This is a genomic window from Bordetella genomosp. 5, from assembly GCF_002261315.1.
Classification (GTDB): Bacteria; Pseudomonadota; Gammaproteobacteria; order Burkholderiales; family Burkholderiaceae_B; genus Bordetella.
This window is the reverse complement of the sequence record NZ_NEVP01000011.1, coordinates 574,182-598,747: the sequence shown is the minus strand read 5'-3', so window position 1 is coordinate 598,747 and position 24,566 is coordinate 574,182. Positions and strand designations below refer to the sequence as shown.

The window sequence follows — 24,566 nt, the reverse complement described above, 5'->3', positions numbered from 1 at the left end:
CTGCCGGGCCGGCCGGCGCATGCGCGGAGCCCCCGCCATGCCCCCTGGCGGCGGCGGTTGGCCCCTAAAACAGGGACCGAGTTTATTTCAAGGGCCAAATCCGTCAAAATAACGACTTTTATTGGTTTTTTTGGCTAAAGCCGGGGGATGCTCTGTGCCGCCGAAGTACGACTTTGATCATACTAATCAGCTCGATACCGTCGAGCTGCTGACCTCGCGTCCCAGTCGCAATGATTTCGACGCGGGTGATGGCCTGCGGCTGGTCATCGAGGCGCACGCGCCCGGCGTTTTTCGCCTGCGTTGTGCGCTGACACCGCATTTCAACGAAGACAAGCCCAGTGCCCGCGCGCGTGCACTGAGCGAGATGCTGCTCGCCCGCGAAGAAGCCGTGGGAGAGGCAACGCTTGCCCCGCGCGACGACGCGAGCGGCTGGCGCATCACCCAGGGCGATGTGTCGCTCGAGATCCTCACCAACCCGGTTCGTGTCGTGCTCTGGCGCGGCGAGACCCAGGTCCTGACCTCGGAAGTGTCGGCGCATACGCCGGCCTTCGGCCATAACGCGCTCGACGAAGACGCGCACGCTGCCTGGCATGTGGGCTTCGCCCTCACCACGGGCGAGCGCATCTACGGCCTGGGCGAAACCCCGGGCGATCTCAATCGCCGCGACGAGTCCGTCGTGTCCGACGATCCCGAGCACCGGGCCCTGCCGCTGGCCTGGAGCCCCAAGGGCTGGGGGGTCTATGCCAACACCTTGCGCCGCGTCGAGCACGCGGTGGGTGTGGCGCCGGCCGACACCGCCTATATCCTGGCCGTCGACGACCCCGTACTGGATCTGTTCCTGTTCGCGGGTGAGCCTGCCGAGATCCTCAATCAATACAGCGCCCTCACCGGCCGGGCCGGTCAGCCCGTGCTGTGGGCACTGGGCGCCTGGCTGACCCAGGCCGAAGGCGAGATGCCGACCCAGACCGTGGCCCTGGTGGAGCAGTTCCGCGCCAACCAGATCCCGCTCGACGTCGTCTCGCTGGCCACGCCGGCCGCCTGGCATTTCGCCGCGGACAAGTCGGTCTTCGAGTGGGACGCCCAGCGTTTCCCGGATGCGAAGCAGGTGCTGGCGCTGTTCCACAAGTTCAACGTTCATGTCTCGGGTACCGGCTTTCCTGGCGTGCTCAAGCAAAGCCCGCTCTTCGAAGAGCTCGAAGATCGCGGCTGGCTGCTCACGAAGGACGACGGCAGCGCGCAGGTGTTCGATGGCGTGCCCGCCACGCAGGGCCAGCCTTACGGTCTGCTCGACCTGACGTACCGCGACGCCTACGCCTTGTGGGTGGAGCGGCATCGCCAGCTCGTGGACGACGGTCTGGATGCGCCGGCCTGCGACGCGCAGATCGCGATTCCCGATGGCGTGTCCGCCCGCAATGGCGAATCGGGTCCGTCGCTGCGCACGCTCTATCCGCTGCTGGCGCGCCGCGCCCTGTTCGACGCCGTGGCCGGCCACAAAGTGCCGCCCGAAGGCGTGGTCCCGAGCACCGATCTGTTTCCGGCCGCGCAACGCCTACCCTGGCAGGCCGGCCCGAAGGTCAGCAACGACTGGGACGGCCTGCAGCACACGCTGCGCACCGCGCTGTCGATCGGCGCGAGCGGTCTGCCCGTCCAGGTGCATGCGCTCGGATCGGCGCAGTCCAGCCTTGCGGGCATGAGCCCCGAGCTGTACCTGCGCTGGCTGCAGGCGGCCGTGTTCTCGGCCAACTTCAGCTTCCAGGGCGTGGGCGGCCTGCTGCCGTGGGCGTTCGGCGACGACACGCTCAATCAGGCTCGCACCTGGCTGCAGTGGCGCTATCGCCTGATTCCGTACGTGCTGGGCGCCATCGAAGATGCCGCGCGCACCGGTTTGCCGGTGCAGCGTTCGATGGCCATGTCGTTCCCGAACGACCCCGATGCGCACGACCACGATCTGCAATACCTGCTGGGCCCGGCCCTGCTGGTGGCGCCCGTCGTGGCCCCGGGCAATTCGGTGCGTGTCTATCTGCCCAAGGGCGAAGCCTGGTGGGATCTGAACACCGGTCACCGTTACGAGGGCGGCACCACCTGGACGCTCGAGTGCGGCACGGATCAGTTCCCTGTGTTCGGCCGTGAAGGGCACATGCTCTGTCTCGGGCCGGTGGCACAGCACACGGGCGAGTTCAACTCGGCGCGCATCCTCGACGAAGTCTGGATGTTCGGCATGCCCGTGCATAACCCGGTGGTGATGCGCAATAAAATCCGGGTGATGCAGATGCAGGGCTCGAGCTACATCAAGGGGCTCGAAGGCTTGCGCATCCTGCCCTCCGAAGGCCTGGAAGTGAAGCGCCGCGGCGCCGAAGTCCGCATTTCGCGGGCGCGCTGACGCGGTACGGTCCGGTGCCTTGGCGCCGGACCGCTCCCGGACCGGCCCGTAGGTCTCCATCTCGCCCATTCCATTGACCCGTTCGTGCATGCCGTGCGCATGCGTGGCCGGGTCATAGCCGTTTTATATTACTCCTAGTTATTAAAAGAGGATAAATCAGTCGTTCTCTTTAGAAAGCTGGCAATAGAAAATTACATGCCATGATTCATATTCAAAACCTATCCAAGACGTACGCCACGCCGCGCGGCCGTTTCGAGGCCTTGCGGGGGATCAATCTGCGCATCGAGCAGGGCGAGATCTTCGGCATCATCGGTCCCAGCGGGGCCGGTAAAAGTACGCTGGTTCAGTGCATCAACCTGCTCGAACGGCCCGATCAGGGCACGATCACCATCGGCGATCAGGTGCTCACCGGGTTGTCCGAGGCGCAATTGCGCGCCCAGCGCCGCCGCATCGGCATGGTGTTCCAGGGTTTCAATCTGCTCGCCCGCCGCACGGTGTACGGCAACGTCGCGCTCCCGCTCGAGATCGCGGGCGTGCCCAAGGCCGAGATCCCGGCTCGCGTCGAACGTCTGCTCGCCCTCGTGGGGCTGGAGCACCTGCGCGACCGTTATCCCAGCCAGATCAGCGGCGGCCAGAAGCAACGCGTGGGGATCGCGCGCGCCCTGGCCAACGACCCCGACGTGCTGCTGAGCGACGAGGCGACCTCGGCGCTCGATCCCGAAACCACCCACAACATCCTGGCCCTGCTGCGCGACATCAATCGCAAGACCGGCGTCACCGTGGTCATGATCACGCACCAGATGGAAGTGGTGCGCGAAGTGTGCGATCGCGTGGCGGTGCTGTCGCAGGGCGAAGTCATCGAAGTGGGCCGCACGCAGGACGTCTTTGCCCAGCCGCGCCACGACGTGACGCGCGGCATGGTGTCGGCCGCCACCGCGTCCGACCTGACCGACGGCACGCTGACGGCGGTGCAGGCACGCATCGCCGATCTCGCCGCCGCGCGTCCGGACCAGGCCGTGCGTTTGTGGCGCCTGAAACTGTCGGGCAGCGATGCCACCGGCGCGGTGCTTTCCGACCTGTCGCGTCAGTACGCGCTCGACGTCAGCCTAGTGCAGGCCCGCATCGAAGACATCAAAGGCGTTGCCGTAGGCACGCTGTTCGTATTGGCGCAAGGCGCGCCGCAGGCGGTCAAGGACGCGCATGCCGCGCTGACCGCCCGAGATATCACCGTGGAAGAAATTGCTCATGAGCCCGCAACTGATCGACCTGCTTATCACGTCGCTGCTTGAAACCCTGCTGATGGTCGGCGTGGCCGGCGGGGTCGCGGTGCTGGTGGGTATTCCGCTGGGCGTGATCCTGATCGTGACCGCGCGCGGCGCGATGCTCGAGAACCTGGCCGTCAATAGCGTGCTCGGCGTGATCGTCAACGCCACCCGCTCGGTGCCGTTCGTGATCCTGATGGTCGCCATCATTCCGTTCACGCGCTGGATCGCGCAGACCTCGATCGGCACTACGGCAGCGATCGTGCCGCTGGCGGTGGCCGCGATTCCGTTCATGGCGCGCATCGCCGAGAACGCGATGCGCGAGATCGACCCCGGCCTCATCACCGCCGCCCGCGCCATGGGCGCCTCGCCGATGCAGATCATCGCCAAGGTGCTGTTGCCCGAAGCGCTGCCCGGTCTGGTGGCCGCCACCATCGTCACCATCGTGAGCCTGATCGGCTATTCGGCCATGGCTGGCGCGATCGGCGGCGGCGGTCTGGGCGACCTGGGCATCCGCTACGGCTATCAGCGCTTCCTGCCCGAAGTGATGCTGGCCGTGGTGGTCGTGCTGATCGCGCTGGTCCAGGCCGTGCAGAGTTTTGGCGACTGGCTCGTGCGCCGCATGTCGCATCGTTGATACCCGAATTTTTTACCGCAACACCCCTTCCTCCTTTGTCGGAACACACCGCATCATGAGCACCAAGTTTCTGAAGTCGCTGGCCGCGTTCGCCCTGGGCGCCGCCGTTTTCGCCCAGCCGGCCCTGGCGCAGGACAAGCCGCTGAAGATCGGCGTGACGGCCGGCCCGCACGCCCAAATCTTCGAAGTGGTCAAGCAGGAAGCAGCCAAGCAGGGCCTTAACCTGCAGGTCATCGAGTTCTCCGACTACGTTCAGCCCAACGTGGCGCTGGCCGCCGGCGACCTCGACCTGAACAGCTACCAGCACCAGCCCTACCTCGACAATGCCAACGCCGACCGCGGCTACAAGCTGGTCAGCGTGGGCAAGACCGTGATCTTCCCGATCGGCATCTACAGCAAGAAGGTCAAGAGCCTGGACGACCTGAAGAGCGGTGCGCGCATCGGTATCCCCAATGACCCGACCAACGGCGGCCGCGCGCTGCTGCTGCTGCAAAGCAAGGGCCTGATCAAGCTGCGTCCGGAAGCCGGCCTGAAGGCGACGCCGATCGACGTGGTCGAGAACCCCAAGAAGCTGCGCTTCATCGAGCTGGACGCAGCCCAACTGCCGCGTTCGCTGGACGACACCGACGCATCGGCCGTGAACACCAACTTCGCGCTCGAAGCGGGCCTGGATCCCAAGAAAGACGCCATCACCCAGGAAGCGCCGGATTCGCCGTACGCGAACGTGCTGGTCGTGCGCGCCAAGGACAAGGATCGCGCCGACATCCAGAAGCTCGTGTCGGTCTATCACAGCGCGCCGGTGAAGGAATTCATCGCCACGAAGTACAAGGGCGCCGTGCTCGCCGCCTGGTAATCCAGCGCGACTGCGTTCTGCCTGACGCTGAGGCCGTCCTTCGGGACGGCCTTTTTCTTGGCCGGGACGACGTCGCGAACCGGATGCATGCCCGCCGCCTTGACCCGACCGGCATATTGAGCCATAATGTTTGGCTTAGGTTGGGTTGTTAGCTCAGTCGGTAGAGCAGCGGACTTTTAATCCGTTGGTCGCGAGTTCGAGTCTCGCACAACCCACCAGAATTCCCTCGCAGCATCAAAGACTTAGCGCCACCCTTTCGGGTGGCGTTTGTCATTGCGGATCGGGTTTTGACCAAAACCTGACCGTTCCCGCATGGGCTGCGATGTGGCTGGGCGAGAGGTGAGCATAGCGCTGGACCTATCAATGGTCTCCCACCCGCCGAGTTCCTTCAAGACCAGGAGCGGAGTTCCCCGCTGGACATGCCAACTGGCCCAAGTGTGGCGAAGATCGTGCCAGTGGAAATCTTCAATCCCGACTTTTCGGCACGCGCGCTCCAGGTCTCGTCGGTCATTCTGTTGGATGCGCGTATTGAGATGTTCCCCGCGCGTGAAGATGAACGAACTCGTGGCACGGTACCCAGGCCGCTTTTGAACGGCAAGGATCCTTCGCGCAATGACCTCGAAAGCATCGTCATTCAGAGGAACAGCCCTGGCGTAGCCGGACTTAGCTCCCTCGTGGGTCACCCATGCGTTCCGCTGGGGCAAATCAACCTGCGAAGGCAGTAGAGAGAACAATTCGCTCTCACGCATTCCTGTTGCCGCCGCGACGATAGCTGCGTCGCGCATCCACTCCAAGCGCATCGCCTTTATCAACCCCATAATTACTTCCGGGGGCTCCCATCGCACGCGGACATCCGGCTCGTCGAAGCTATGCAGTTTTGGGACTTTGTCGATCCAATCCCACTCAACGCACAGATTCAAGATCCGCTTGATGGTGGCGATGTACCGATTTTTGGTGCTGCCGGTCAGCGGAGTGGGCTGCTTGAGCTTGTGCACACTGTGCGTGGGCAAGCCGCCAATGATTTCGTCAGCTGTTAAAGAGCGCATAGACCGGCCCTCAACCAGGGTGCGCCAGTACTGCACATGACGCAGTTTCGTGGCGTAGTCGCTCTGACCTTCGGACAGCCTCAAAAATCGTACGGCAGCTTCTTCGAATGTTCGGTCCGCTTGCTCACCGAGTTTCGCTTGCCGCCACAACTGTGCTTTCAGCGTGTCGTAGAGCTCTTGTGCAGACTTCCTGTCCGTGGTGCCAGAAGAGCGTCTAATTCGCGGGACGCCTGGGACGCGGATATCAATTTGATAGATCCCGGAGGTCTCATCTTTGCGGATGGGCATTGTGCATCTCCCACAACCCGCAGTGATAGCTGGTTGGCATTGTTGTTCTTTTCGGAAAGAGCGGCAAGTCGGGATGGCCACACTCGCCATGCGCCCCGCGCCCTGAGTTGAAAGCCGATCTCTTTTCGGTACTGGAAGATCGTGCTGTACGACACATTCAATCGCGCCGCGGCTTCTTGGAGTGTCAGAGCACGCTCAGACTCTGGGTGCGGTCGCGATAGTAGGGTAGTCATGCAACCTCGGCTGGTTATGGTTAGGTTTGGCCAGCTGCTGGGCAGTTGGGTGGAGAGACCTGTGCATTAGCTACCGAATCCATGGAGGGCCCTCCTCAGGGAAATGGCGGAATAGAATCACCCGCGTCTGCATCCCATTGCCACCATCCTCCTTCACCGTAGGTCTCGTCGTAATGAGCGATCTTCGTGGCCTTACGTGCCAGGTATTCGGGGTCCGAAAGGCCCCAGACCTCCATCGGGACGAGGTCGCTGCGATCGTGCAGCCAAAAATCAGGAAACACCTGCTCCGATCCAGCGTCAAAGCGAAGCGGCTTTTCAAATCGACGCCCACTCGCGACAAACTTGGCCACAACTGCAGACTCGTAGCCGGAGTCCACGGGAATCCATTCCGGCGTCACCAGCACCAGGCCGAGGTCGACAACATCTGCCTTCATGGCGCCCGCTGCCGGCACCGGAACGTCCGTCTGCGCGATCACCACGACCTGGCTGCCTGACATCCACCCGTTCACTTCTCGTGCAAACTTGTGATGTAGAACCTCCCACTGGCCGGGAGACATCATGAGATGCGGGATGCCGTGATAGCCCGAAATAGGAAGGCCCGGGACGCCCTCCATGCCTACTTGATACCCAAATAGGGGCGCGACGACCACGAGTCGTCGGCGTCGATTCATCGCCTCGACCGCTTTGGCTTTGTTTAGCTCCGCCTGGCCGCCTGACGCTGTGGCTGTCGACACAAGCAGGCTACTGGCCAAGCGCAGGCGTCCGGCGTAAGTCGCCTTGGCTATGCGCAGCAGGTGGTAATGGAGGACGCCCAGGGTACGTTTGCCCTCCATCGAAGGGGGCCAACTATTAAAGCCGGCTTCAGTCCAGAGATAGTGCAGGAGGCCCAGCAAGCTCATGCTTGACTGCCCAGAGCGCGAGCTAGGCGCTTGCTTCTTCTGTTCCACGAGCGAATCTCCGGCATCTTGCGGTGCCTTAGTGGCTTTCTGCTGTAGACCAACTTTCAGTTTGACCTTGACGCTGCCATCGTCCAGCTCTTGTACAACCCCTTTTCGGTAGTTGCCCAGACCGGACATCGCTGGGTCCGTCGAGTAATAGCTGCAGTCTTCGCTGTGCTCTGGGCCGGAGGCAGGAAAGCGGGCGAGGTGAAACCGATCTGAACTCGCCCTGCTATGGATAGATAAGCGTTTCGTACCTGGCCCGAGGCAACAACAGCGCACATCGGCCTTTCCGTGGCACATCAGCAGTACCCGTTTCCAAGCGTCGCTGTGTGGGGCTTGAGTTTGAAACTCCGCGGTGTAGACGCGGCTCTGAGCTCCGATGATGACCTCCACCGGATAAAGTGTTTTTTCATATCGCCAACCTACGAAACTAAGTGCGTTGTCGCGGCGAACCGTTAAAGACTGTCAAACCCGGGTCCAGATGGCATGCGCGCAGCAACTTTCTTATCAACGCCATGGCGAAGTCTCTTCACGTGTTGGGGACCGCGCTCGGCCGTATGTCTTGCCCGCGCTTAACTTTCAACTGAGGAATCGAGGCGGCTACTGGGCAGCCGGGCGGGCTGAGAGATGAAAAACGTGGAAGTGTTTGACATCCGAATCGGAGCGCTCGAATTTTTTAGCAGCTAAAAAATCATCAAACGCCGATTCGGATGCCGCCCGCGAGATACCTCGACGCGGGCGGCGTCGTTGCCGACTTGCACGGCACGTACCGGTTGGCCCGGCGCGGCATTCGTCCACCCGTTACTCGCCACGGGGGCTTATGTGTCTGGGGCGCTCGTGAACGGTACTGCAGCAAACCGGCGAAGGAGCGCGGCACCGTTCAACTGGCGCGGTGTCTCTTCGAGACACTCGCTGCCATATTCGAGATTGTGAGGGCGGGCCAGACTCAGCATCCGGCGGGCTTTTTTCACTCCGACTTTCGTCCGAGCGGGCTTCACGGGCCACCCGTTCCCCCTTCAATTCTTGCCGCTGCTTTTCATGTGTCCGGGGCATGCGGCTGTCTCCCCTGCCGCGACGCTTCACAGCGGGCGCGGGACAAACTGTGTTTCGCAGGTTAAAGAGCGCAACCCAGATTTGGGTGTTAGCGATCGTGATAACCCGTAAAAAAACATTTTCAACCCAAATACGGGTTGTTGACGAAATTGCGAACTGGCGTTGCCTAGTGGCAACAAATAGACATTATTGTTATGATTTGAAATACACCGGGCAAAATTTTTTTCCGGTCGGATCTTGCAGTCGGAAAGTGGAGCACCGTAGCAGCAGTGGCAGCTTTAACGGGTAGGGCGGCTCTACGCCCTCCGCTTTGCGGGTGCCCCCTTTTTATGCCGAGTTTGTTGCTCCGCCTCGAGATACCGCTCTACATCATTCAGAACGAGCTGCTGGAAAGCGGGACTTAAATCGCGGAAGCGACTCAGCAGCGCACTTTCGTTTTCAGAGCTAGCGGACTCTCCACCAGAGCGTTGACCCACCAACTTCGGTGGACTCTGCGGATCCAGGTTTTCAACACACAGCTGCCATAACTCAAGCCCGAAAGTGCGGGCAATTTCCGAGACGCTTTCGATACCTGGGCTGCCTTCAGCTCGGCGCACGCGGTCTACGGTAGAACGGGTAAGGCGGCCACCAGCTTTTTTCTCCAGCGCAGCATTCGACAAGCCGGCTTGTGAAACAAGCCGGTTGACGTTTTCCGCGACCAGATCGATAGCTTTTTTTGCCATACCGAACTATGCCGCGCCGGCGCGCACATTAGTGGGTTGTGACAACCCATATTTGGGTTATCATCGGCCCATGAATGAAATTTCCTTCTTCGAACGCGTCTTGGTCCGCCTCAAGGCGGTGCCTTATGCCGAACTGCAAGCTGTCGCGGACGCGACAAACGTGTCGATCAGCCATCTCCGAAAGATCCGCTATGGAGAGACACGCAACCCGGGTGTCCAGACCGTGCAAGCGTTGCACGATTACTTCGAGATCTTGGACAACTTGCCCGGCCCCGCCAAGAACCAGTCTGTTTAGCTGCTAAACACTACTCAAAAGGATGTCGTATGAAGACCGTCGTCATCGCCCAGAACAAAGGAGGGGTCGGCAAAACCGCTGCCGCCACTCACATTGCATTCCACGCCGCCGAGAATGGAGTGAAAACTGCTGTGCTGGATCTCGACACCGGCAACCTGTCGAAGACCATGCAGCGGCACCGCCTCGATGTCGCCGCCAGTTCGCTATTCCTTGATCAGAGCCTCGAAGTGCATGCGACCAACCAGTCCCTCGGCCTGGTCCATGCAGACCGACTGTTGGCAAACGTGATCTACATGGACGTGAATCGCGCAGTCGAAAATTTCCGGGTAAATCTGTCCTCCCTTGCCGCGCAGGGATTCGAGTTGTGCGTGATCGACACGCCTGCAAGCATTGGAATCGCGACGATAGCTGCGCTGCGTGCGGCCGATGCCGTAATCAGCCCTGTAGAAATGGAGGCCTACAGTATCGAGGGCATCAGACATGATGCGGGTCATCTTGGGAGCACGCGAAGCAAATCCGAAACTCAAGTTCCTCGGTATCGTGCCTAGCCGCGTTGACAAGCGAAACCCGCGTCAAGTTCGTCACTTGGCGCAAGTGCAGGGTGCTCACGGCAGTCTTTTGGCACCAGTCACTATCGGTCTCCGGACCAGCGTGGCTGAGGCGCTCGGCAACGGTGAGCCCGTCTGGCTCAGTCGAAAGACTACAGCGCGCGCTGCAGGTGTGGAAATGCGTGCGCTGGGCCAGCACGTTCTCTCCAGCATGGGGGTGCGCTAATGCGTTCAGCAGCTAAACACTCCGGCACCGATGGTTTTGACCTGGCAGGGCTCGGCGATCTCGCTTCGATGTTGGATGGCCCCGTGCAGTCGAACGGAGCGGTGGCGTTCTATGACGTCGCGCGGATTCACGAGGACGAGAACAACGCGCGGCGGGCTGATAACCCCGGCTTCTCCGCCGAGAGCATCCAAGAGTTTGCCAAGCTCATCGAGTTCAAAGGAATCAAGGTCCCGCTCTCACTGCGCCCACATCCCACCATCCCTGGCGATTTCATCATCAACCATGGACACCGGCGTTTCCGGGCGGCAATGATCGCAGGACTGCAGAAGGTGCCGGCGTTCGTGGATCCCGACTTCGACGATGACGATGGCGTCGCAGAGAACCTGCAGAGAGAGAACCTGACTTTCAGAGAAATCGCTGACTACATTGGTGCCAAGATATCCAAAGGATGCACACAGGCTGAAATCGCACGCGCTCTTGGGAAATCGAAAGCGTGGGTCAGTCAGCACGCGGCGGTGCTCAGTCTTCCTGAGCCAATCGCCGCGGCGATGGCGAGCGGGACGGTCACCGACGTGACGCTCGCGAGCGAGCTCGCATCGGCGCATCGAGAGGCCCCTGCAGCAGTCGAGCACCTACTCAGCACCGGCGAGCGCAGGCCTACCCGTGCAGCTGTGAAAGAAATTCGTCAGAAGGCTAAGACCAAAGATGCGTCCAGCACCCCGGACAACGCGCAGCGCAAGGCACGACGGCCCGAGCTGCCGCATACCCAAGCCAATGATCCTGTGGCACAGCACTCGAGCGCGCCGCTCTCGCCAGTGCAGCTCCGGGTCGACGTCGCGGCGCTCTTGCGATTGGTGGCCATCGCGAAATCGGACACGGGGCAGAGCAAGCGAGTCGCCGACTTTCTCCTCGGCTGGTGGAACGCAGCAAGCTGCGGCGGATTCGACCTCACCGATCTCTGGGCTATGGACGCCGAGATTGCGGACGACTTGGTCACTGTGATCCACCTGATCCGTCGTGTGCGTGCCTACCCTGACACCCTGTCCTCAGAAATACACGCTGAATTTAAGGCGCTCGTGAAGCTCTGGCGCCCTCACCTTCAGGAGGAGTGAACTCATTGGCAGGCCAGGTCGCCCCTTTGCGGGCCCTAGCGCCTGGCAAGGCGACCTAAGAAAGCCATCGTCTACTGGTGTGGTCTCTATCGGCCGAGGATTCCACTAGAATTCCGCGTAATGAATACCTTTGTACGACGGAGATTCGTATGGCCGAGGACATCAAGGACAGTAGTGCGAAAGACTGCGGAGGGCTTTCAACTATCGGGCCCGGAATTGGCGACTTAATCTCGGGTGTGCCAGCACCAATTCGAAAAAATGCAGCCAAAGCGTTTGGCCGGTTGTGTAGCGCCGCGGTGGAGTACCCCTTGGCGTTGATCGAGAACGCGATCGCTGAGAGACGCGCTGAGTCACGTGCTCGGGTGGCGCTAATCGATGCTTCTGCTAACCAGATCGCGGAGCAAATGAGAATCGACCCAGAGTACGCTCGTGTCGCTGCCGCCAAATATGCAGAAAAAATTGTGCGTGAGCGAATAAATGTCGATCAAGTGGCTGAAATGGCCGCTGCGGATTTGAGATCTGATCCGCAGGTCAGCGCAAGCGACCTTGCTGCAGAAGAACCTTCAATCAGCGACGACTGGTTGAATGCTTTCGAGAGCGAGGCGGCCCATATGAGTTCTGAACAGATGCAGCGCCTATTTGGAAAGATTTTGGCCGGAGAGATCCGACGGCCAGCATCCTTCTCGATAAAAACAGTCAAATTGATGGCGCAACTCGATAACCAAGCCGCTAACTTATTCAGACTGCTCTGCTCTCTATCAATATCCGCCCGCGTTCCAAACACGAACGAAATACTAGATGCGCGCGTCGTTTCTATGGGCAGTGCGGCAGCAAACTCCTTGGCGGCGTATGGTCTGAGTTTTGACGCGCTCAACATTCTGCACGAGTACGGGCTGATCATCTCCGACTACAACTCATATTCTGACTACCGTGGTTCAGTAGCACACAACAATAGGGTCACGTTGCCGTGGACCTATCAAAACGTGAAATGGGCATTTGTCCAAAAAGTTGGCGCACCAGAGCCGACAGCGCTTAAGGTGCATGGTGTGGCCTTCTCTCGGTCTGGCAGGGAACTGCTACCAATCGTAGATGTTGTGCCAGATGAGGCCTATACCGCTGCGTTGAGGGACTTCTTCGACAAGCAAGGCATGACTCCAACGAAAGTTGCGATTTAGCTATCTTAAGCAATGCCGCAAGTCTCTCGCGGCGTGCTCGTGTCGTGGGCAGTACCTCTGAGAGGCCAGTAGAGTCGTTGCAAGTCGCATCCCATCATGGACGTTCCTTTCCCCTACATTCTTCCCGTAGATCATTGTGCGAGCTAGGCAAATTCAATTTCTCTTGTTGGAACCCTCAGGCCTACCCGTTCGTTGTTGCGGCTGCCTGGCGGCGCGGCTGGGCTAAGTCGCTGGGTCTCATGCCACACATTGCAGACTTCGTAAGTAATCCTGTCGCGATCAGTATCTGTTCCGGACTGTTCGCACTAGTATCGCTTGGCTTTTCCTACTTTTCCTGGCGCCAAGCTCACCGGCCACTAGTCTCAGCTCGCGTCACCACTTTTGCTGCCGGCAACTCAGGCATTGCGCTCAACCTCTTGGTTGAGAACACGGGCACTCAACCCGCGCGGGACATACAGCTCATCGCCAGAGTAAAGGACGTGCGAACTGCTTCAAGCGGGTCTAAAATTCCTAAAGACGCGCAGCGCTGCTTCTTCAGTGGCATCTGCATTCCTATACTTGCCAACGGCCGAGACATCAAAACTGCTTTCGGGCACTTGGGAACGGGAGATTCCTGGCGAGCTGGTGCGGACATTCCCGTAACGCTCCGATACCGTGATCTGTCTGGGCGCCGCTTCTCCAGCAAGGTCCGCTTGCTTCTCGGTGATGATGTAGGGTTTGCGCAAACTCTGTGGGGAAGTGGCGGTCGCAATGGGAGCTAACCCTCGTGGCGCATGCAGTACTTGAGTGCCTGACATAGGCTCTCGGGCTGGGCCCATGAGGTAAAATGTGGTCATCAATCGGGAGATCTCCATGTCGACAAGTTGGACCCAGCTCGAAGCTGCGCGCGCGATACGCAATGCTGTCGCTCAACAGCGTTTCGAGGGTGTCGACCCTGATCAGCGGACCATCGCCGAGTTGCACCGCGTGGCGAAGGGCGAGATCCAGTTTGCGGATCTGATTCACGATCTGCGACAGAGAATCGTCTCTGGCGACTTCGAAAAGCCGGCTCATTAAGCCGGCTTTTTTCTTTCATCACGTAGCCTCAGCCGTCGATGGTCAAATACCCCGTCCACGCCACCGATGCGTATCTGGATCCCGCCACAGGCGTCCTGAGGAACAAGCTTGGCATAGTCGATGCGGAGGTGCTTGATCGGGCCGAGGCGACGTTTGCCGCGTTGAGGTCGTACGAGATGGCGTCTGAGCCAGTGCAGGGCTGTTTCGACCTGGCGCACCTTCAGACCATCCACAAGCGGCTGTTCGGCGACGTCTACGATTGGGCAGGCGAAATCCGCGCTGTCGATATCTCCAAAGGTGATACGCGCTTCGCCAGCTTTTTCGCAGATCGAGGCGTATGCCCCCACGATCACACGTCCCTTGCCGCGAGAGAGCCTCCTCAAAGGACTGGACAGTACTGCCTTTAGCACCCGCGCCGGTGAAATACTTGGTGAGCTGAACGTCCTGCATACCTTCCGAGAAGGGAACGGGCGATCGGTTCGCGAATACATCGGTCAGCTCGCGCGTGGCGCCGGTTACGGAATCGACTGGCAGGCGGTCACTCGCGAGGAAATGATCGAGGCATCGATCCGCGCGTACCACGGCGACTCGGGTGACCTGGCTCGTCTCATCCGCACCAATATTCAGGACCTGGACCAAGAGCATGCCGTCGGCCTAGCCAGAGCCGCCGCCGGCGAAAAGGCGCAGATCTCCCCCGCGATACCGGGACAGACCTACCTCGGCCAAATTATTGGGACCACTCAATGATATGTAGTTCAGGCTTGTGGCCCGAACGTCGTTGTGCATTCTCGACGATCGATGGTGAATTCCCAGGACTTGGTCGCGCGGGATTCAGTGGCAATCAGGTACTCATACGGAAGCGCCGGCATCGTTGAACCGTCGACGGCTCGCGAGCTCGGCGACGGAGCAAGTTTCGGACTAACGCAAAGGCCCGGCCCCGAGCTGGACCGATAGTTGATTCTTGAGAGATTAGGCCACCCACACGGTCGGACCGAGTTGAGTGATGTCGGCAAGGCAGCCGCACCATCGCCGTTGTCACGTGCGTCAACGCGCATTACGATTGCCTCCTACTCCAACTGCTCTCAAGGGGAAAGGCGTGAGCGACGATAGTAAGCAGGGCCAATCCAGCAAACCCAAAGCGTCGGAACCTCTGCCAGATTACTGGCGTTTGGAAGATCGTTATCCCGATGTGAGCGGTTTGCTCGGGCCAGCTAAAGTGCCCCTAGGCAGTAAGGATGCAATCTTTGTCTTAGACACAAACGTCCTTCTTGTGCCGTTTGGTGTGGGGGGAGCGGAATTCTCGGCAATTGTTGAGGTATATAAGGCTCTTATCGACGAGGGACGCCTATTTGTCCCGGCACGCGTGATGCGAGAATATATATCAAATCGGGACAACAAGCTTGGGGAGCTTATACAGAAGATTAATGACCAGAGTAGTGGGCTTAAGGCCGAGGGAGCAGCCATACCTGCCTTCTTGAGCGGCCTACCTGCGGCTGGGGAACTCGAAACCATCAAGAAAGATTTGAGGGCAGCGGCGAAGAGCTACAGAGAACAAGTTCGCACGCTCGTCGAGCAAATTAGCGCTTGGCGCGGTGACGACCCCGTAACCCAACAGTACTTCGAGCTATTCCGCGGTGATGTCATCGTTGATCTTGAGAGCGAGCGCCCCATACTTGAAGCGGAATGGCGCTTGAGGCACGAAAAGCAGATCCCTCCTGGCTATAAAGATGGGAAAAAGCCGGACGCTGGGATCGGAGATTTTTTAATCTGGCGTGCCATTCTTCAATTGGGCCAGAAGCGGAGAGATCTAGTCTTCGTCAGCGCAGACGAGAAGGGCGACTGGCACGTTCGGTGTGAGGGGAGCGGCGTGTATCCGCGGCCGGAGCTGGTCGACGAATATAGGCGCTCATCCGGTGGCAGGAAGTTCGAAATTGCGAGGCTGACAGATGTTCTGCGCGAGAGAAACGTCCCAGCGAACGTCGTTCAGGACGTGAAAGCGGCCGAGGAAGAGCAGATTCTCACGCCGCTAACCTCCGTCAAATGGCTAAAGAAGCCTCACTCAACCGATAAAATTAATGCCATCCTCTCGTACGCTCTTAATCAATACATTGACAAGAGTTCGAAGTTTGAGCATGACGTCTATCACGCGCCGATTCTTTCCTCTGGCAGCGGATTTATCGGTGGAATTGAGCTGTCCGATGGCAACGTATTGAATCTTGGTTTCAGCGAGCACGTGGACGGAAGCGGCGTTGTCGCAGTTATCGGCGCAGGGGTCAAAAGATTCATTAAAAATGGTCCAATCCCTAACGGAGAGCCATGGTCGTTCCCCCCGAACGAGCACGATCCGCTATCCGAAGGCGACGTTTTCGTTATTTATCAGGATGACTTGGGGGCCTACATGGGAAGAGTTCTAGGAATAGCCTACTCCTCTGCGAGGGACGTGGTGTCTAGTATCCGATTGAGGCTTAAGCCCGTCGCTGCCGAGAGCGAGCCCATAGTCATCGTGTGAGCTGGATTTAGTCAAAAAGCCGTCCTATGGGTATGTGGATGATCGCTGCGCGACCGCTGGACTCGCTGCTCTCGACCCGTGGACAACCGCTGATGGACAAACAGTGGACAGGCTTCGCCTGACCACGCGCTTGCCCACAGGGTATGCCCACAGGCAACCCAGCTTCACCCACATACCCACAGGCCCCAAGCCAGCGATCAATTAGATACCTGACTTCCAAACACTCGCGCCTTTGGCGATGCAAGGTTCGCGGTTGCCATGGTCAGCCGGCGGTCAATCTGACGGCCGGGCGGGGGCCGTCTTTCTGGGCTTGGCCGGACACGGAAGCAGTTCCTGGATCCACGCCTTTTGCTCGAGGACACAAGGCTCATACGGCAGCTCTGCGATCAGCAGGTCGAAACATGCCGACAGCACGCTGTTGGGGCGTTTGAGGTCGGGCGACGCTCCGCATCGTGTGGCCATGGAACTGGTGCCACCGGACCACGTCGGCTGATGCCGCCGGTATCGTCGCTACGCTGTACGCTCTGCGAGCTCTGCAGTCAACAACGTAGCGACGACCGGGCCGAGAAGTGTCACGCACTGCGCGACTTCGCCGGCGAGCAAGCCGAGGCGAGCGCCATCTTCGCCGCGATCGATTGACGCCATCCCGGCCCGCTTCGGCGGGCCTTTCTTCTACTGCTCGCCATCAAGCCAGCGTGGCTCAGCCCCCGCTAACTAGCGCCGCTGGGCGGGGCGTTTCGCTCCGAGGGTAGGCCATTGAAAGCCATACGGGGTGGCTCAATTGAAACTCCTACTTCGTGAAAAGACGTGAGCGAAGACGACATACGAGGCCGACCAGGCAAATCTTAAGCTCCAGAGGCTCCCCGCTAGTGCTGGCGTCTCGAAGATTGTTAGCCCAATGTGAGCGGTGGGCTTAAGGGCGGTAAAGTGCCATTCCGAAGCGCTGCTAGTGGGCGCCCACCCTCACCAACTTGCCGTCTTCAAAATTGAAAGAAATTTGATCAAACCAGATTACATCCTCCTCTTTCTTTAGGAGGATTTTTTCAGCTGGCAGTTTCTCAGAAGCTACCTGCAGTTTCTGCAAAACTTCCTTTTCCGGCAGCCCCTGCCACGCTACCCCTAAAAGGATCTTGAGCTGTCGTCTTACGGCGGCATCCTGATCGTAGCTCGCCGAGACATATGTCAATGTTATTGATCGGTCGATCCAAAGGTATGCGAACAAGGCACACGCGCACAGACATAACGCCAACGCGATAGCGAGAACTTTAGTTTTCATGTAGGTCATCGTCCCGCGTTAAATGCGTCTCTCGCAAACGTCCGGCAGTGATTGGCGCTCCACGGCTTCCAGCTGTAACCGGGCCGGTTTTGGTCGTTCGCAAATCTTTCGGCATGCTCATACACTGCATTTTCATCGGCATCTGGATCGCATGTGAGTTGAGCTTCCGTGCCTTTTCCGGCTCTTGCGGATAATTCCTCTCGAAGCGCTTCCATGGAGCGTGCGGTGGGTTGGCCATCCCTGCCAATAACCAAGTTTGGTATCAGCACTCGTCGCACGTTCCCCACACCTTCAGCCAACCGGGCGCCAATAATGCGTTCGTCGGCGGGCTTGTACCGCCCATACTCGTAATATCTGGTCACGCCTGACGAGTCGTAACCTAACACTCCTCCGTGCCCGCCAAGATTAGTCGAGCTAAACCCGAACCCCGTATCGATCGGATAGTCCGGAAAAAGTACGGTGCATGCCGCCAGTCCTTCAGGATCGATGAAGCTTAGCGGATTGCTCAGGGCGTATGCATAGGTGTTAACGCCACCCACCAGTCCAATTGGGTCTGATTGGATGTAACGGCCCAGCGTCGGGTCGTAGTCGCGCGCCCAATTCTGAGCAAGCTCAGCTTCGCTATCGTAGTATTGGCCTGGGAAGCGAAGCTGGCTTAGTGCGACATTTGCTCCGGATTGAAGCGCGACGCCAAACGGATCCGACGCATAATCCCAAACGACGGCTCCGAGGGCATCCGTCATCGTGCGCGGGGTATTGATCTGGTCTGCATGGATGTAATAGACGGCTTCATTGCTTCCTGCCACATCCACCAAGGCGACCGGGAGGTCATCGAGCCACATGTACTCGCGTCGTGCACCTCCAGATGCGCTGGCTTCGACAAGGAGCCGGCCGCGCTGATCGTAGATAAAGTGGGTGGTGTTGCTTCCGCTAATTGCCTGGACTCGCTGGCCGATAGCGTTGTACAGATAACTTCCAACTGGCGTTCCGTTTAGTGAGACACCTGCGCGGCGGCCGTCTGCATTCAGGCTAATTGCGTAGGTGTTGCCGTCACTGCGATTGTCTTGTACGAGCTGGCCGCTACTCTGGTAAGAAAAGCTACGCGCGTTTTCGGCTGCGATCGTCACTGATTCAAGCCGATTCGATGTCTGCGAGTACCCATACGTCTCAGTGCTGCCAGCAACAGTGCGAGTTCGACGGTTCCCTGAGGCATCATAGGTGTACGTATGGGCTCCGTAGGCGCCCGTGGCCGACGCGACGCGATTGAGATTGTCGTACGTTATCGTCTGGCTCCGTGACGGCACCACGTTGTCAGTAATGGCCGTAATGTTGCCGGTGGGGTCGAACAGATTCACCTGGTTTTGGATCGATGCAGCGCCATTCTCAACTCTCAGGTGCGTGGGTTGATAGTCCAAGTCATGGGCAAGCGTCGTAACCAACCCATTGCCGCTTGTGTAGCCGGTTGGGGGACCCCAGGGCTGGTATGCGACCCCAGACGCGAGGTTTACTACTGCGCTGCCTGCAGCACTCACAGTAGTCACTCCGGAAACTCTTCCCAGAGCGTCTCGAGAGAATTGCACAATGCGGCCCGAAGGATACGTGACCGAAAGTACTTTCCCCGCCGCATCATAGGTGTAGGCCACAATGTAGGCTTGGCCGCTCACGACTGTTGTGGACTGCGTCACTCGCCCCAGGCCGTCATAGACATAGGCTGTTGAGCCACTCTGATCGGTCGTTGACGTCAAACGCCCTATGCCCAAGTTGGCACCCGCTGTTGCGTCATAGCTAAAGGTTAGATTTTGGTCTGGGCTTGCTGGGAAGGTCTTGGTAAGCGTCCGACTCGCTGCATCGTACGTAAAGCGGCTCTCGATGCCGCGAGCATCGACACGCTTCACAATATTTGATCGGCTATCGTGCCAATAAACATCGGTGCCTGTGTCCGGACTGGTTCGCTGGATCACGTCGCCAAAACCATTGCGTACATATGTGGTCTGCAAGTTGCGGGGATCCTTCACTCCGATCAATTCGTCCTTTCCGTTGTAGGTGAAGGTGGTAGTGGCTCCATCAGGGTCAATTTCTTGAGATATCCGATTCAACGCGTCGAAGGTTTTGCCATATACCTTGCCTCGCGGATCTGTCGTTGAGGTCGCGTTGCTGTTGCCATCGTAAGCGTAAGCGGTTTTCTGTGATGCAGCGCCGATCGACTCAATTATCCGCCCCAGTTCGTCAAAGTGCGCGGACTGGGTTTTAGTAATGACAGAGGACGCCGTGCGTACAACTGTTGCCGTTCTTCCGCCGAGCGCGTCCAAGGTATAGGTGATGCTCTCACCCAAATTGTTGGTTATTGCGGCGAGCCGATGCGCATCGTCGTAAGTGAAGGTCAAGCTCGACCCGTCAGGGAAGGTGGTCGAGATCAGCATGCCCGCCAGGTCATAGCTGAATCCAATCGTGGATGGTTGGTTGGCTGAGTCCCTCTTTACCCAGATGACGCGGCCTCTCTCGTCATACCCGTATTCCGTTGCGATGCCGTTGGGATCAGAAGAAAGCAGTGGCTGGCAGCGACCATTATTTCCACCGATGGTCGTAGTCTGACCCAGTTGATTAGTGAAGGAAACCACGCAACCTCGCGCATCATAGGTATACGTGACGAGGTCAGTAGGACCTGCTGGGCCTTGAATGGTGTGCAGGAGACCTGAGGGGTAATAGCTGTAGGTCCACGTTCGAGTGTTGCCCTGAGTGCTGTAAGGGGTTGTGGACGTGGTCGTGTCCAACAACGTCTTCTGAACGAGCTGCCCTGACGCGTACGTATAATCTGTTGTCAGCCCAGGCTGCACCAATCGCAGGGGTAGGTTGTAGTCTGCGTGCCACGTCGTGGTGTAGGTCCGCGCAAGAGGGGTTCCAAAGCCGTTCGTTTGGCTTGTAATGTTCCCGCGGCTGTCGTTCACGTACCTCGTGATATTGCCGTTTTTATCAGTGTGGCTGCTCAAGTAGCCGCGCGCATCGTACGCAAATGATTCGGACGAGGCTGCTGCGTGTGCACTGGCAGCTTCAGCGATTTGCGTAATTTTTCTTACGCCTGCCACATTGCTCAACGTGTAGACCACTTGGCGACCTAGTGCATTCGTTGTTGTGACCGATCCAGCACTAGAGGTTAGGCCGTACGTAACCGTCATAAGATCGGCTCCGGAGCCGTGCTGGCTGCTGACAGCCTTCAGTGTGGTGTCGTAGGTCCAGGAAGCGTACCGAACGCCATTGCCATCCACGATCCCTGTAAGTGCATAGGGATACGTAGTGTTCTCGTACTTGTATGCCACGCCCGGAGACGCCGTACCAGGGTACGTTACGCTCAGCAAGAGATCGCTACCGAACAGAATGGTCCCGTAGTTATACGTGTATACGTTGCCGTCGACATCGGTAAGGGTACGTATTGAGCCGTGCTCGAAGGTGAACGATAGGCTACGTCCGAAAGAGTCGGCGACCGAGGATAGTTTGCCGTCCGCGCTGTACACCAAATTTTGCTGATAACCAGAGCGCTCTTTTATAGATGTTAGCTGGCCCGTATACGTGTAAGTCTCGACAGTGTCGTTTCCATCGGTTAGCGTCCATCCCGAAGTGCCTTGGGAAACGAGTTTAGCGCTGACGTCGGTGTCAGTGGGCTGCCATAGGCCGGTGGAAGTTTTGGAAAAAGAGTAGCTCGCTCCGTCTGGACGCATAAACGTGAGGCGGCTCGACGTTGCCACCGTCAAGTTGTTGTGTTGCAATCCCCTATCGAAGTTAGACCGCCATCCCCAGCCCATCGAAGAGAGCGTTGCTTGGTGGCTATTGTAGTAACGCACAAATGCGAGCCGTGCTTGACCTTGCGTTTCAAAGTCAACGACTGACTCGAACTTGTTTCCGGTGTTTAGTGTTATGGGGTTTGCGACAGTACACACACCAACGCATCCATCGCCCATTTGCCGGCCGGGGGTCGCCGCCGCATTTGAGCAACCTCCCGGTACGGCCGCGTTCGCTACAGCGGGGGCAGTGCAGTAAATCCTTGCTGGCACGCATATTGGATGCCCGCCGCCCAGGGTTTGGATATAGCACGCTTCCATAGCCGTCACCCGACCCGTTATGGAATCGATGATCGGCGGGCCGACCCTGAGGCAGCCGCCTCCATAGAATTCGCCCCAAAAGTCGCAGACCTCTTGGGCGGAAGCACAGTTTGTGCGGCAACCGGAATCCAAGGTGGAACCCCATCCAGCCTCCGTGGTCTCAGGGAGAAAAACGGCCGATACAGCTAAAATCAGCATTGCGAGCACTTTTCTCGATAGCGTAATCAAACTGATCTCCGGCAGCGGCCGCGTAAATGCTGGGCCAGGCTGAAAGGTGGGGTTCGCTTTCTAAGGAAATTACTTGGGATGATCGACTTTCACGGTCCGGGCTGAAGAATAAATTTGGACTTTTCGCAGAAGCCTTCCTGGATGTTGCAGCAGTAAACGCTGTGCCATTTGTAATGGCGATGGGTTAGGGTTGTCTAGCTTTTATTGCACTCCGTCCCCGCCCCTGGGACGTTACGTTGGCTGGGGGTTTGCCGACCGGCCCGGCTTGGGATGGTCGATACGAGCCGATTAACGTTCATTTCCCTCCAATCATCACTGGGCCAATTTTTATCTTATGGTTGTCGAACTTGCTTTCGTTGCATCTGCTGTGTTCGTGTTGGGCGTCGGAATAGGCCGCCTGTCCGTGTTTCATTCCATCAGAAGGCGCTGGACGTTAAAAAGGGGCGATCGAAAGTTGGCCGCTACGGCTACTGATGAGATGCTTGCCCTTTACGGTGCTGCGGTTGCGCGGCGGCTCGAGGGAGAGCGGGAATATGCAAAGATGCTGGCCACACTATCGCTGGCTTTCATTGCGGGCGTCGCTGCTCTTGCCCAGGTAGGTGTAGTCGGGAAGGCTATGGGCACGGTGCTGGTCTCTTTTTTCTCGCTGCCTTTGATAACCAGCATTTATACCTTCTGGTACGACTATTTCCGTTGCCGGCGAGTTGAACTAGAGCACTTGAGTGCGATTCGCCGGGGTCGACCGCGGATCGAGAGTTTGGAGCCCGCTCGGGAGGTAGCCTTTAGGCTGCGCTCAATGCGATTAGGACACTGGGCTTTCTGCCTCACTCTCGTCGCTGCAGTCTTCCATCTAACGTTGCGGCAACTGCCCTGTGACGCATCGGAGCGGGCATGGATGCCTCAGTGGATTGACAAAAATGTGTGCGGGAGCTGGATCTCGGCTTTTCGAAACTGAAAGAAGGGCGGCGACCAAGTTCGGTGCACTGGAGCAGTCGTCCACGACAATTGGCTTTGAAAAATCTAGGTTGTCGCGATATGTGGTCCGGGGTTTAACCGCTAGACAAGTTGAATTCCTGACCATCGCCCTATGGGTATGTGGATGACCGCTGCGCTCCACCCGTGGACAACCACTGATGAACAGTTGGTGGACAGCTTCGCCTAACCACATGCGCGTCCATAGGCAACCCAGCGGAAGGCCAGGCGGCTACATGCGCAGAAGCCGCGTTCAACTTTTGTTAGCTGGGAAATGCGCTTCTAGCAGTTGCAGATCGAAGTTCCAGGTGCGCGCAAAACGGGCCAAGCTTGGATTGGCAAGCATCACGGCTCTCGTCTCCGGAAACAGGCTCACGTACTCGTCTATGAAACGAGCCATGGTGAAGGTACAGATTTGCAGAACCGTGTCGCTCAATTTCCTCTGATCACTAAGGTCGCGCGCATCATTCAACTGCAGAATGCTGAGGTAGCTCGAGTGCGCGTAACTGCAGAGATATCCATAGACTCGCGCGTAGTAGCCGTTAGAGAATCCTGCGCCATTAGCCATCTTCTTCCAGCCATCCGGCTCCCGCCATTCGCCCTTTGCCACTTTCGCCCGACTCTTTGAGTCCAGCGCAAGATACTCAGGCATCTGCTGCAGCTGAGCTTGGAGCATCGCGATGACTTTTGCTTCAGCTGCTTGCTGTTCTTGAAGCACTGGGTCAAGAGGCCGGTGTCTTTGGCGTTCGCAGTAACCGCCTAGTCGCCAAGCGGTGTGTCGGTATAGGCGCATTTCGGCGGTCGGCGCGCGAAAGATGTATGCAAACACCCAGAAAGTCTCAACGGCAGCCCGTGCAATTACCTTCATCGACGAGTGATCTATATGGGCGTACCGGCCTAATCCGCCGGTCCTTGCGTTGATCGCTTGCAACGAGAGCAGGTGCTTCGTAAATTTCACCCCTAGTATTTGGGCATCACTTTTCCATCCCTCATCGGTTCGAATCTTGCTCCCCCTCTTTACATTGAGCAATCTCTCGCAGAGATCGAGCATCGCTGCAAATGGGACCTCAACTGCGACGAGTGGATCTCTGCTGGCATGCTTGGCTAGAAGCCCTATGCGGAGGGAGTGCTCTGAAGGGCCGGGCATTGTAAAAGTTTCCATTGGGGATGCTGGCTGAAGCGTAGCAGATACAGATCGATCGCAATTTGGCAGGAGGCCGTGGCTGACTCGTTAAATAAATGGATACCCCAAGCCGGGCATGTGGATAAGTGGATGATCGCTGCGCGACCGCCGGGCTCGCTTCGCTGGACCCGTGGACAACCACTGATGGACAAACGGTGGACAGGCTTCGCCTGAACACGCGCTTGCCCACAGGGCATGCCCACAGGCAGCCCAGCTTCACCCACATACCCACAGGCCCCAAGCCATCGACCAGTTAGACACAGAACTTCCAAACAATCGCGCCTCCGGCGATGCGAGGGCAGCGCTTGCCGTGGTCAGTTAGCGGTCAGTCTGAAGGCCGGGTAGGAGCAGTCTTTCTTGGTTTGGCCGGGTACAGAAGCAGTTCTTGGATCCATGCTTTTTGCTCGAGGACGCACGGCTCGTACGGCAGCTCCGCGACCAGCAGGTCGAAGCAGGCCGACAGTACGCTGTTAGGGC

17 protein-coding genes, 1 tRNA gene and 1 pseudogene are annotated in these 24,566 nt (G+C 58.5%); 12 read left to right on the top strand and 7 right to left on the bottom strand.

Annotated elements, in window-relative coordinates; translation table 11 throughout:
* Nucleotides 1-154 precede the first annotated feature (154 nt).
* The 5 genes from CAL25_RS19835 (at nucleotide 155) to CAL25_RS19815 (ending at nucleotide 5,350) form a co-directional block, all read left to right on the top strand.
* On the top strand, nucleotides 155-2,380 hold the full coding sequence (locus tag CAL25_RS19835) for a glycoside hydrolase family 31 protein (protein ID WP_094803147.1): 2,226 nt from the start codon (nucleotides 155-157) through the stop codon (nucleotides 2,378-2,380).
* Nucleotides 2,381-2,580: 200 nt separating this feature from the next.
* The gene (locus CAL25_RS19830; protein WP_094803145.1) at nucleotides 2,581-3,669 is read left to right on the top strand and encodes a methionine ABC transporter ATP-binding protein; all 1,089 of its coding nucleotides are present in this window, start codon (nucleotides 2,581-2,583) and stop codon (nucleotides 3,667-3,669) included.
* Complete coding sequence (locus CAL25_RS19825; protein ID WP_094803143.1) at nucleotides 3,626-4,279, top strand: methionine ABC transporter permease; 654 nt, start codon at nucleotides 3,626-3,628, stop codon at nucleotides 4,277-4,279. The genes CAL25_RS19830 and CAL25_RS19825 overlap by 44 nt, the downstream gene beginning before the upstream one ends.
* A gap of 55 nt (nucleotides 4,280-4,334) precedes the next feature.
* On the top strand, nucleotides 4,335-5,132 hold the full coding sequence (locus CAL25_RS19820; protein ID WP_094803141.1) for a MetQ/NlpA family ABC transporter substrate-binding protein: 798 nt from the start codon (nucleotides 4,335-4,337) through the stop codon (nucleotides 5,130-5,132).
* A 142-nt stretch (nucleotides 5,133-5,274) separates the two neighbouring features.
* Nucleotides 5,275-5,350: transfer RNA gene (locus CAL25_RS19815), tRNA-Lys, on the top strand.
* A 52-nt stretch (nucleotides 5,351-5,402) separates the two neighbouring features.
* Here the strand turns inward: CAL25_RS19815 and CAL25_RS19810 are convergent.
* The 3 genes and pseudogenes from CAL25_RS19810 to CAL25_RS19800 all read right to left on the bottom strand — a co-directional run bounded on the left by CAL25_RS19810 (nucleotide 5,403) and on the right by CAL25_RS19800 (nucleotide 9,415).
* Nucleotides 5,403-6,466, bottom strand: a pseudogene (locus CAL25_RS19810) (tyrosine-type recombinase/integrase).
* A gap of 328 nt (nucleotides 6,467-6,794) precedes the next feature.
* The gene (locus tag CAL25_RS19805; RefSeq protein ID WP_249279180.1) at nucleotides 6,795-7,940 is read right to left on the bottom strand and encodes a DUF1173 family protein; all 1,146 of its coding nucleotides are present in this window, start codon (nucleotides 7,938-7,940) and stop codon (nucleotides 6,795-6,797) included.
* A 1,049-nt stretch (nucleotides 7,941-8,989) separates the two neighbouring features.
* Nucleotides 8,990-9,415 (bottom strand): helix-turn-helix domain-containing protein, encoded by a 426-nt coding sequence (locus CAL25_RS19800; RefSeq protein ID WP_094803137.1) that lies wholly within the window; start codon nucleotides 9,413-9,415, stop codon nucleotides 8,990-8,992.
* A 70-nt stretch (nucleotides 9,416-9,485) separates the two neighbouring features.
* On the opposite strand from CAL25_RS19800, the gene CAL25_RS19795 reads away from it, so the two are divergent.
* The 5 genes from CAL25_RS19795 (at nucleotide 9,486) to CAL25_RS19775 (ending at nucleotide 13,827) form a co-directional block, all read left to right on the top strand.
* Nucleotides 9,486-9,710, top strand: a complete 225-nt coding sequence (locus CAL25_RS19795; protein ID WP_094803135.1) for a helix-turn-helix domain-containing protein — start codon at nucleotides 9,486-9,488, stop codon at nucleotides 9,708-9,710.
* 29 nt (nucleotides 9,711-9,739) lie between these two features.
* The gene (locus CAL25_RS19790) at nucleotides 9,740-10,258 is read left to right on the top strand and encodes a ParA family protein (protein WP_249279165.1); all 519 of its coding nucleotides are present in this window, start codon (nucleotides 9,740-9,742) and stop codon (nucleotides 10,256-10,258) included.
* Between the two features lie 225 nt (nucleotides 10,259-10,483).
* Entirely contained in the window at nucleotides 10,484-11,596 is a 1,113-nt protein-coding gene (locus CAL25_RS24555) for a DUF7673 family protein (protein ID WP_094803133.1), read from the top strand.
* A gap of 149 nt (nucleotides 11,597-11,745) precedes the next feature.
* Entirely contained in the window at nucleotides 11,746-12,771 is a 1,026-nt protein-coding gene (locus tag CAL25_RS19780; protein ID WP_094803131.1) for a DUF2806 domain-containing protein, read from the top strand.
* An 852-nt stretch (nucleotides 12,772-13,623) separates the two neighbouring features.
* A complete protein-coding gene (locus CAL25_RS19775) occupies nucleotides 13,624-13,827 on the top strand; it encodes a hypothetical protein (protein WP_141217960.1) in 204 nt (67 codons plus the stop codon).
* On the opposite strand, the gene CAL25_RS24335 is transcribed toward CAL25_RS19775, so the two are convergent.
* The gene (locus CAL25_RS24335; RefSeq protein WP_212590922.1) at nucleotides 13,824-14,180 is read right to left on the bottom strand and encodes a hypothetical protein; all 357 of its coding nucleotides are present in this window, start codon (nucleotides 14,178-14,180) and stop codon (nucleotides 13,824-13,826) included. The genes CAL25_RS19775 and CAL25_RS24335 overlap by 4 nt on opposite strands.
* A 7-nt stretch (nucleotides 14,181-14,187) precedes the next feature.
* Between CAL25_RS24335 and CAL25_RS24330 the strand changes: the two genes are divergently transcribed.
* Together CAL25_RS24330 and CAL25_RS19765 are read left to right on the top strand one after the other, a co-directional pair.
* Nucleotides 14,188-14,574 (top strand): hypothetical protein, encoded by a 387-nt coding sequence (locus CAL25_RS24330; RefSeq protein ID WP_212590921.1) that lies wholly within the window; start codon nucleotides 14,188-14,190, stop codon nucleotides 14,572-14,574.
* A 349-nt stretch (nucleotides 14,575-14,923) separates the two neighbouring features.
* Entirely contained in the window at nucleotides 14,924-16,336 is a 1,413-nt protein-coding gene (locus CAL25_RS19765; RefSeq protein WP_141217959.1) for a PIN-like domain-containing protein, read from the top strand.
* A 946-nt stretch (nucleotides 16,337-17,282) separates the two neighbouring features.
* Here CAL25_RS19765 and CAL25_RS19755 read toward each other — a convergent pair.
* The 3 genes from CAL25_RS19755 to CAL25_RS24115 form a co-directional block, all read right to left on the bottom strand.
* Nucleotides 17,283-17,612 (bottom strand): Imm58 family immunity protein, encoded by a 330-nt coding sequence (locus CAL25_RS19755; RefSeq protein ID WP_170948543.1) that lies wholly within the window; start codon nucleotides 17,610-17,612, stop codon nucleotides 17,283-17,285.
* Nucleotides 17,613-17,617: 5 nt separating this feature from the next.
* Nucleotides 17,618-21,565, bottom strand: coding sequence for an RHS repeat-associated core domain-containing protein (locus CAL25_RS19750; protein ID WP_249279164.1), 3,948 nt, complete (start codon nucleotides 21,563-21,565; stop codon nucleotides 17,618-17,620).
* Between the two features lie 1,594 nt (nucleotides 21,566-23,159).
* Nucleotides 23,160-24,068 carry a DUF5677 domain-containing protein gene (locus tag CAL25_RS24115; RefSeq protein WP_141217958.1) on the bottom strand — a complete coding sequence of 303 codons (909 nt, stop codon included), beginning with the start codon at nucleotides 24,066-24,068 and terminating at the stop codon, nucleotides 23,160-23,162.
* Nucleotides 24,069-24,566: the final 498 nt, after the last annotated feature.

Coding starts and splice junctions, on each gene's coding strand:
- CAL25_RS19830 (WP_094803145.1), top strand. CDS start 2,581: ATGATTCATATTCAAAACCTATCCAAGACGTACGCCACGCCGCGCGGC.
- CAL25_RS19795 (WP_094803135.1), top strand. CDS start 9,486: ATGAATGAAATTTCCTTCTTCGAACGCGTCTTGGTCCGCCTCAAGGCG.
- CAL25_RS24555 (WP_094803133.1), top strand. CDS start 10,484: ATGCGTTCAGCAGCTAAACACTCCGGCACCGATGGTTTTGACCTGGCA.
- CAL25_RS24115 (WP_141217958.1), bottom strand. CDS start 24,068: ATGGAAACTTTTACAATGCCCGGCCCTTCAGAGCACTCCCTCCGCATA.
- CAL25_RS19790 (WP_249279165.1), top strand. CDS start 9,740: ATGAAGACCGTCGTCATCGCCCAGAACAAAGGAGGGGTCGGCAAAACC.
- CAL25_RS19755 (WP_170948543.1), bottom strand. CDS start 17,612: ATGAAAACTAAAGTTCTCGCTATCGCGTTGGCGTTATGTCTGTGCGCG.
- CAL25_RS19820 (WP_094803141.1), top strand. CDS start 4,335: ATGAGCACCAAGTTTCTGAAGTCGCTGGCCGCGTTCGCCCTGGGCGCC.
- CAL25_RS19805 (WP_249279180.1), bottom strand. CDS start 7,940: ATGTGCCACGGAAAGGCCGATGTGCGCTGTTGTTGCCTCGGGCCAGGT.
- CAL25_RS19780 (WP_094803131.1), top strand. CDS start 11,746: ATGGCCGAGGACATCAAGGACAGTAGTGCGAAAGACTGCGGAGGGCTT.
- CAL25_RS19775 (WP_141217960.1), top strand. CDS start 13,624: ATGTCGACAAGTTGGACCCAGCTCGAAGCTGCGCGCGCGATACGCAAT.
- CAL25_RS19825 (WP_094803143.1), top strand. CDS start 3,626: ATGAGCCCGCAACTGATCGACCTGCTTATCACGTCGCTGCTTGAAACC.
- CAL25_RS19800 (WP_094803137.1), bottom strand. CDS start 9,415: ATGGCAAAAAAAGCTATCGATCTGGTCGCGGAAAACGTCAACCGGCTT.
- CAL25_RS19750 (WP_249279164.1), bottom strand. CDS start 21,565: ATGGGCGATGGATGCGTTGGTGTGTGTACTGTCGCAAACCCCATAACA.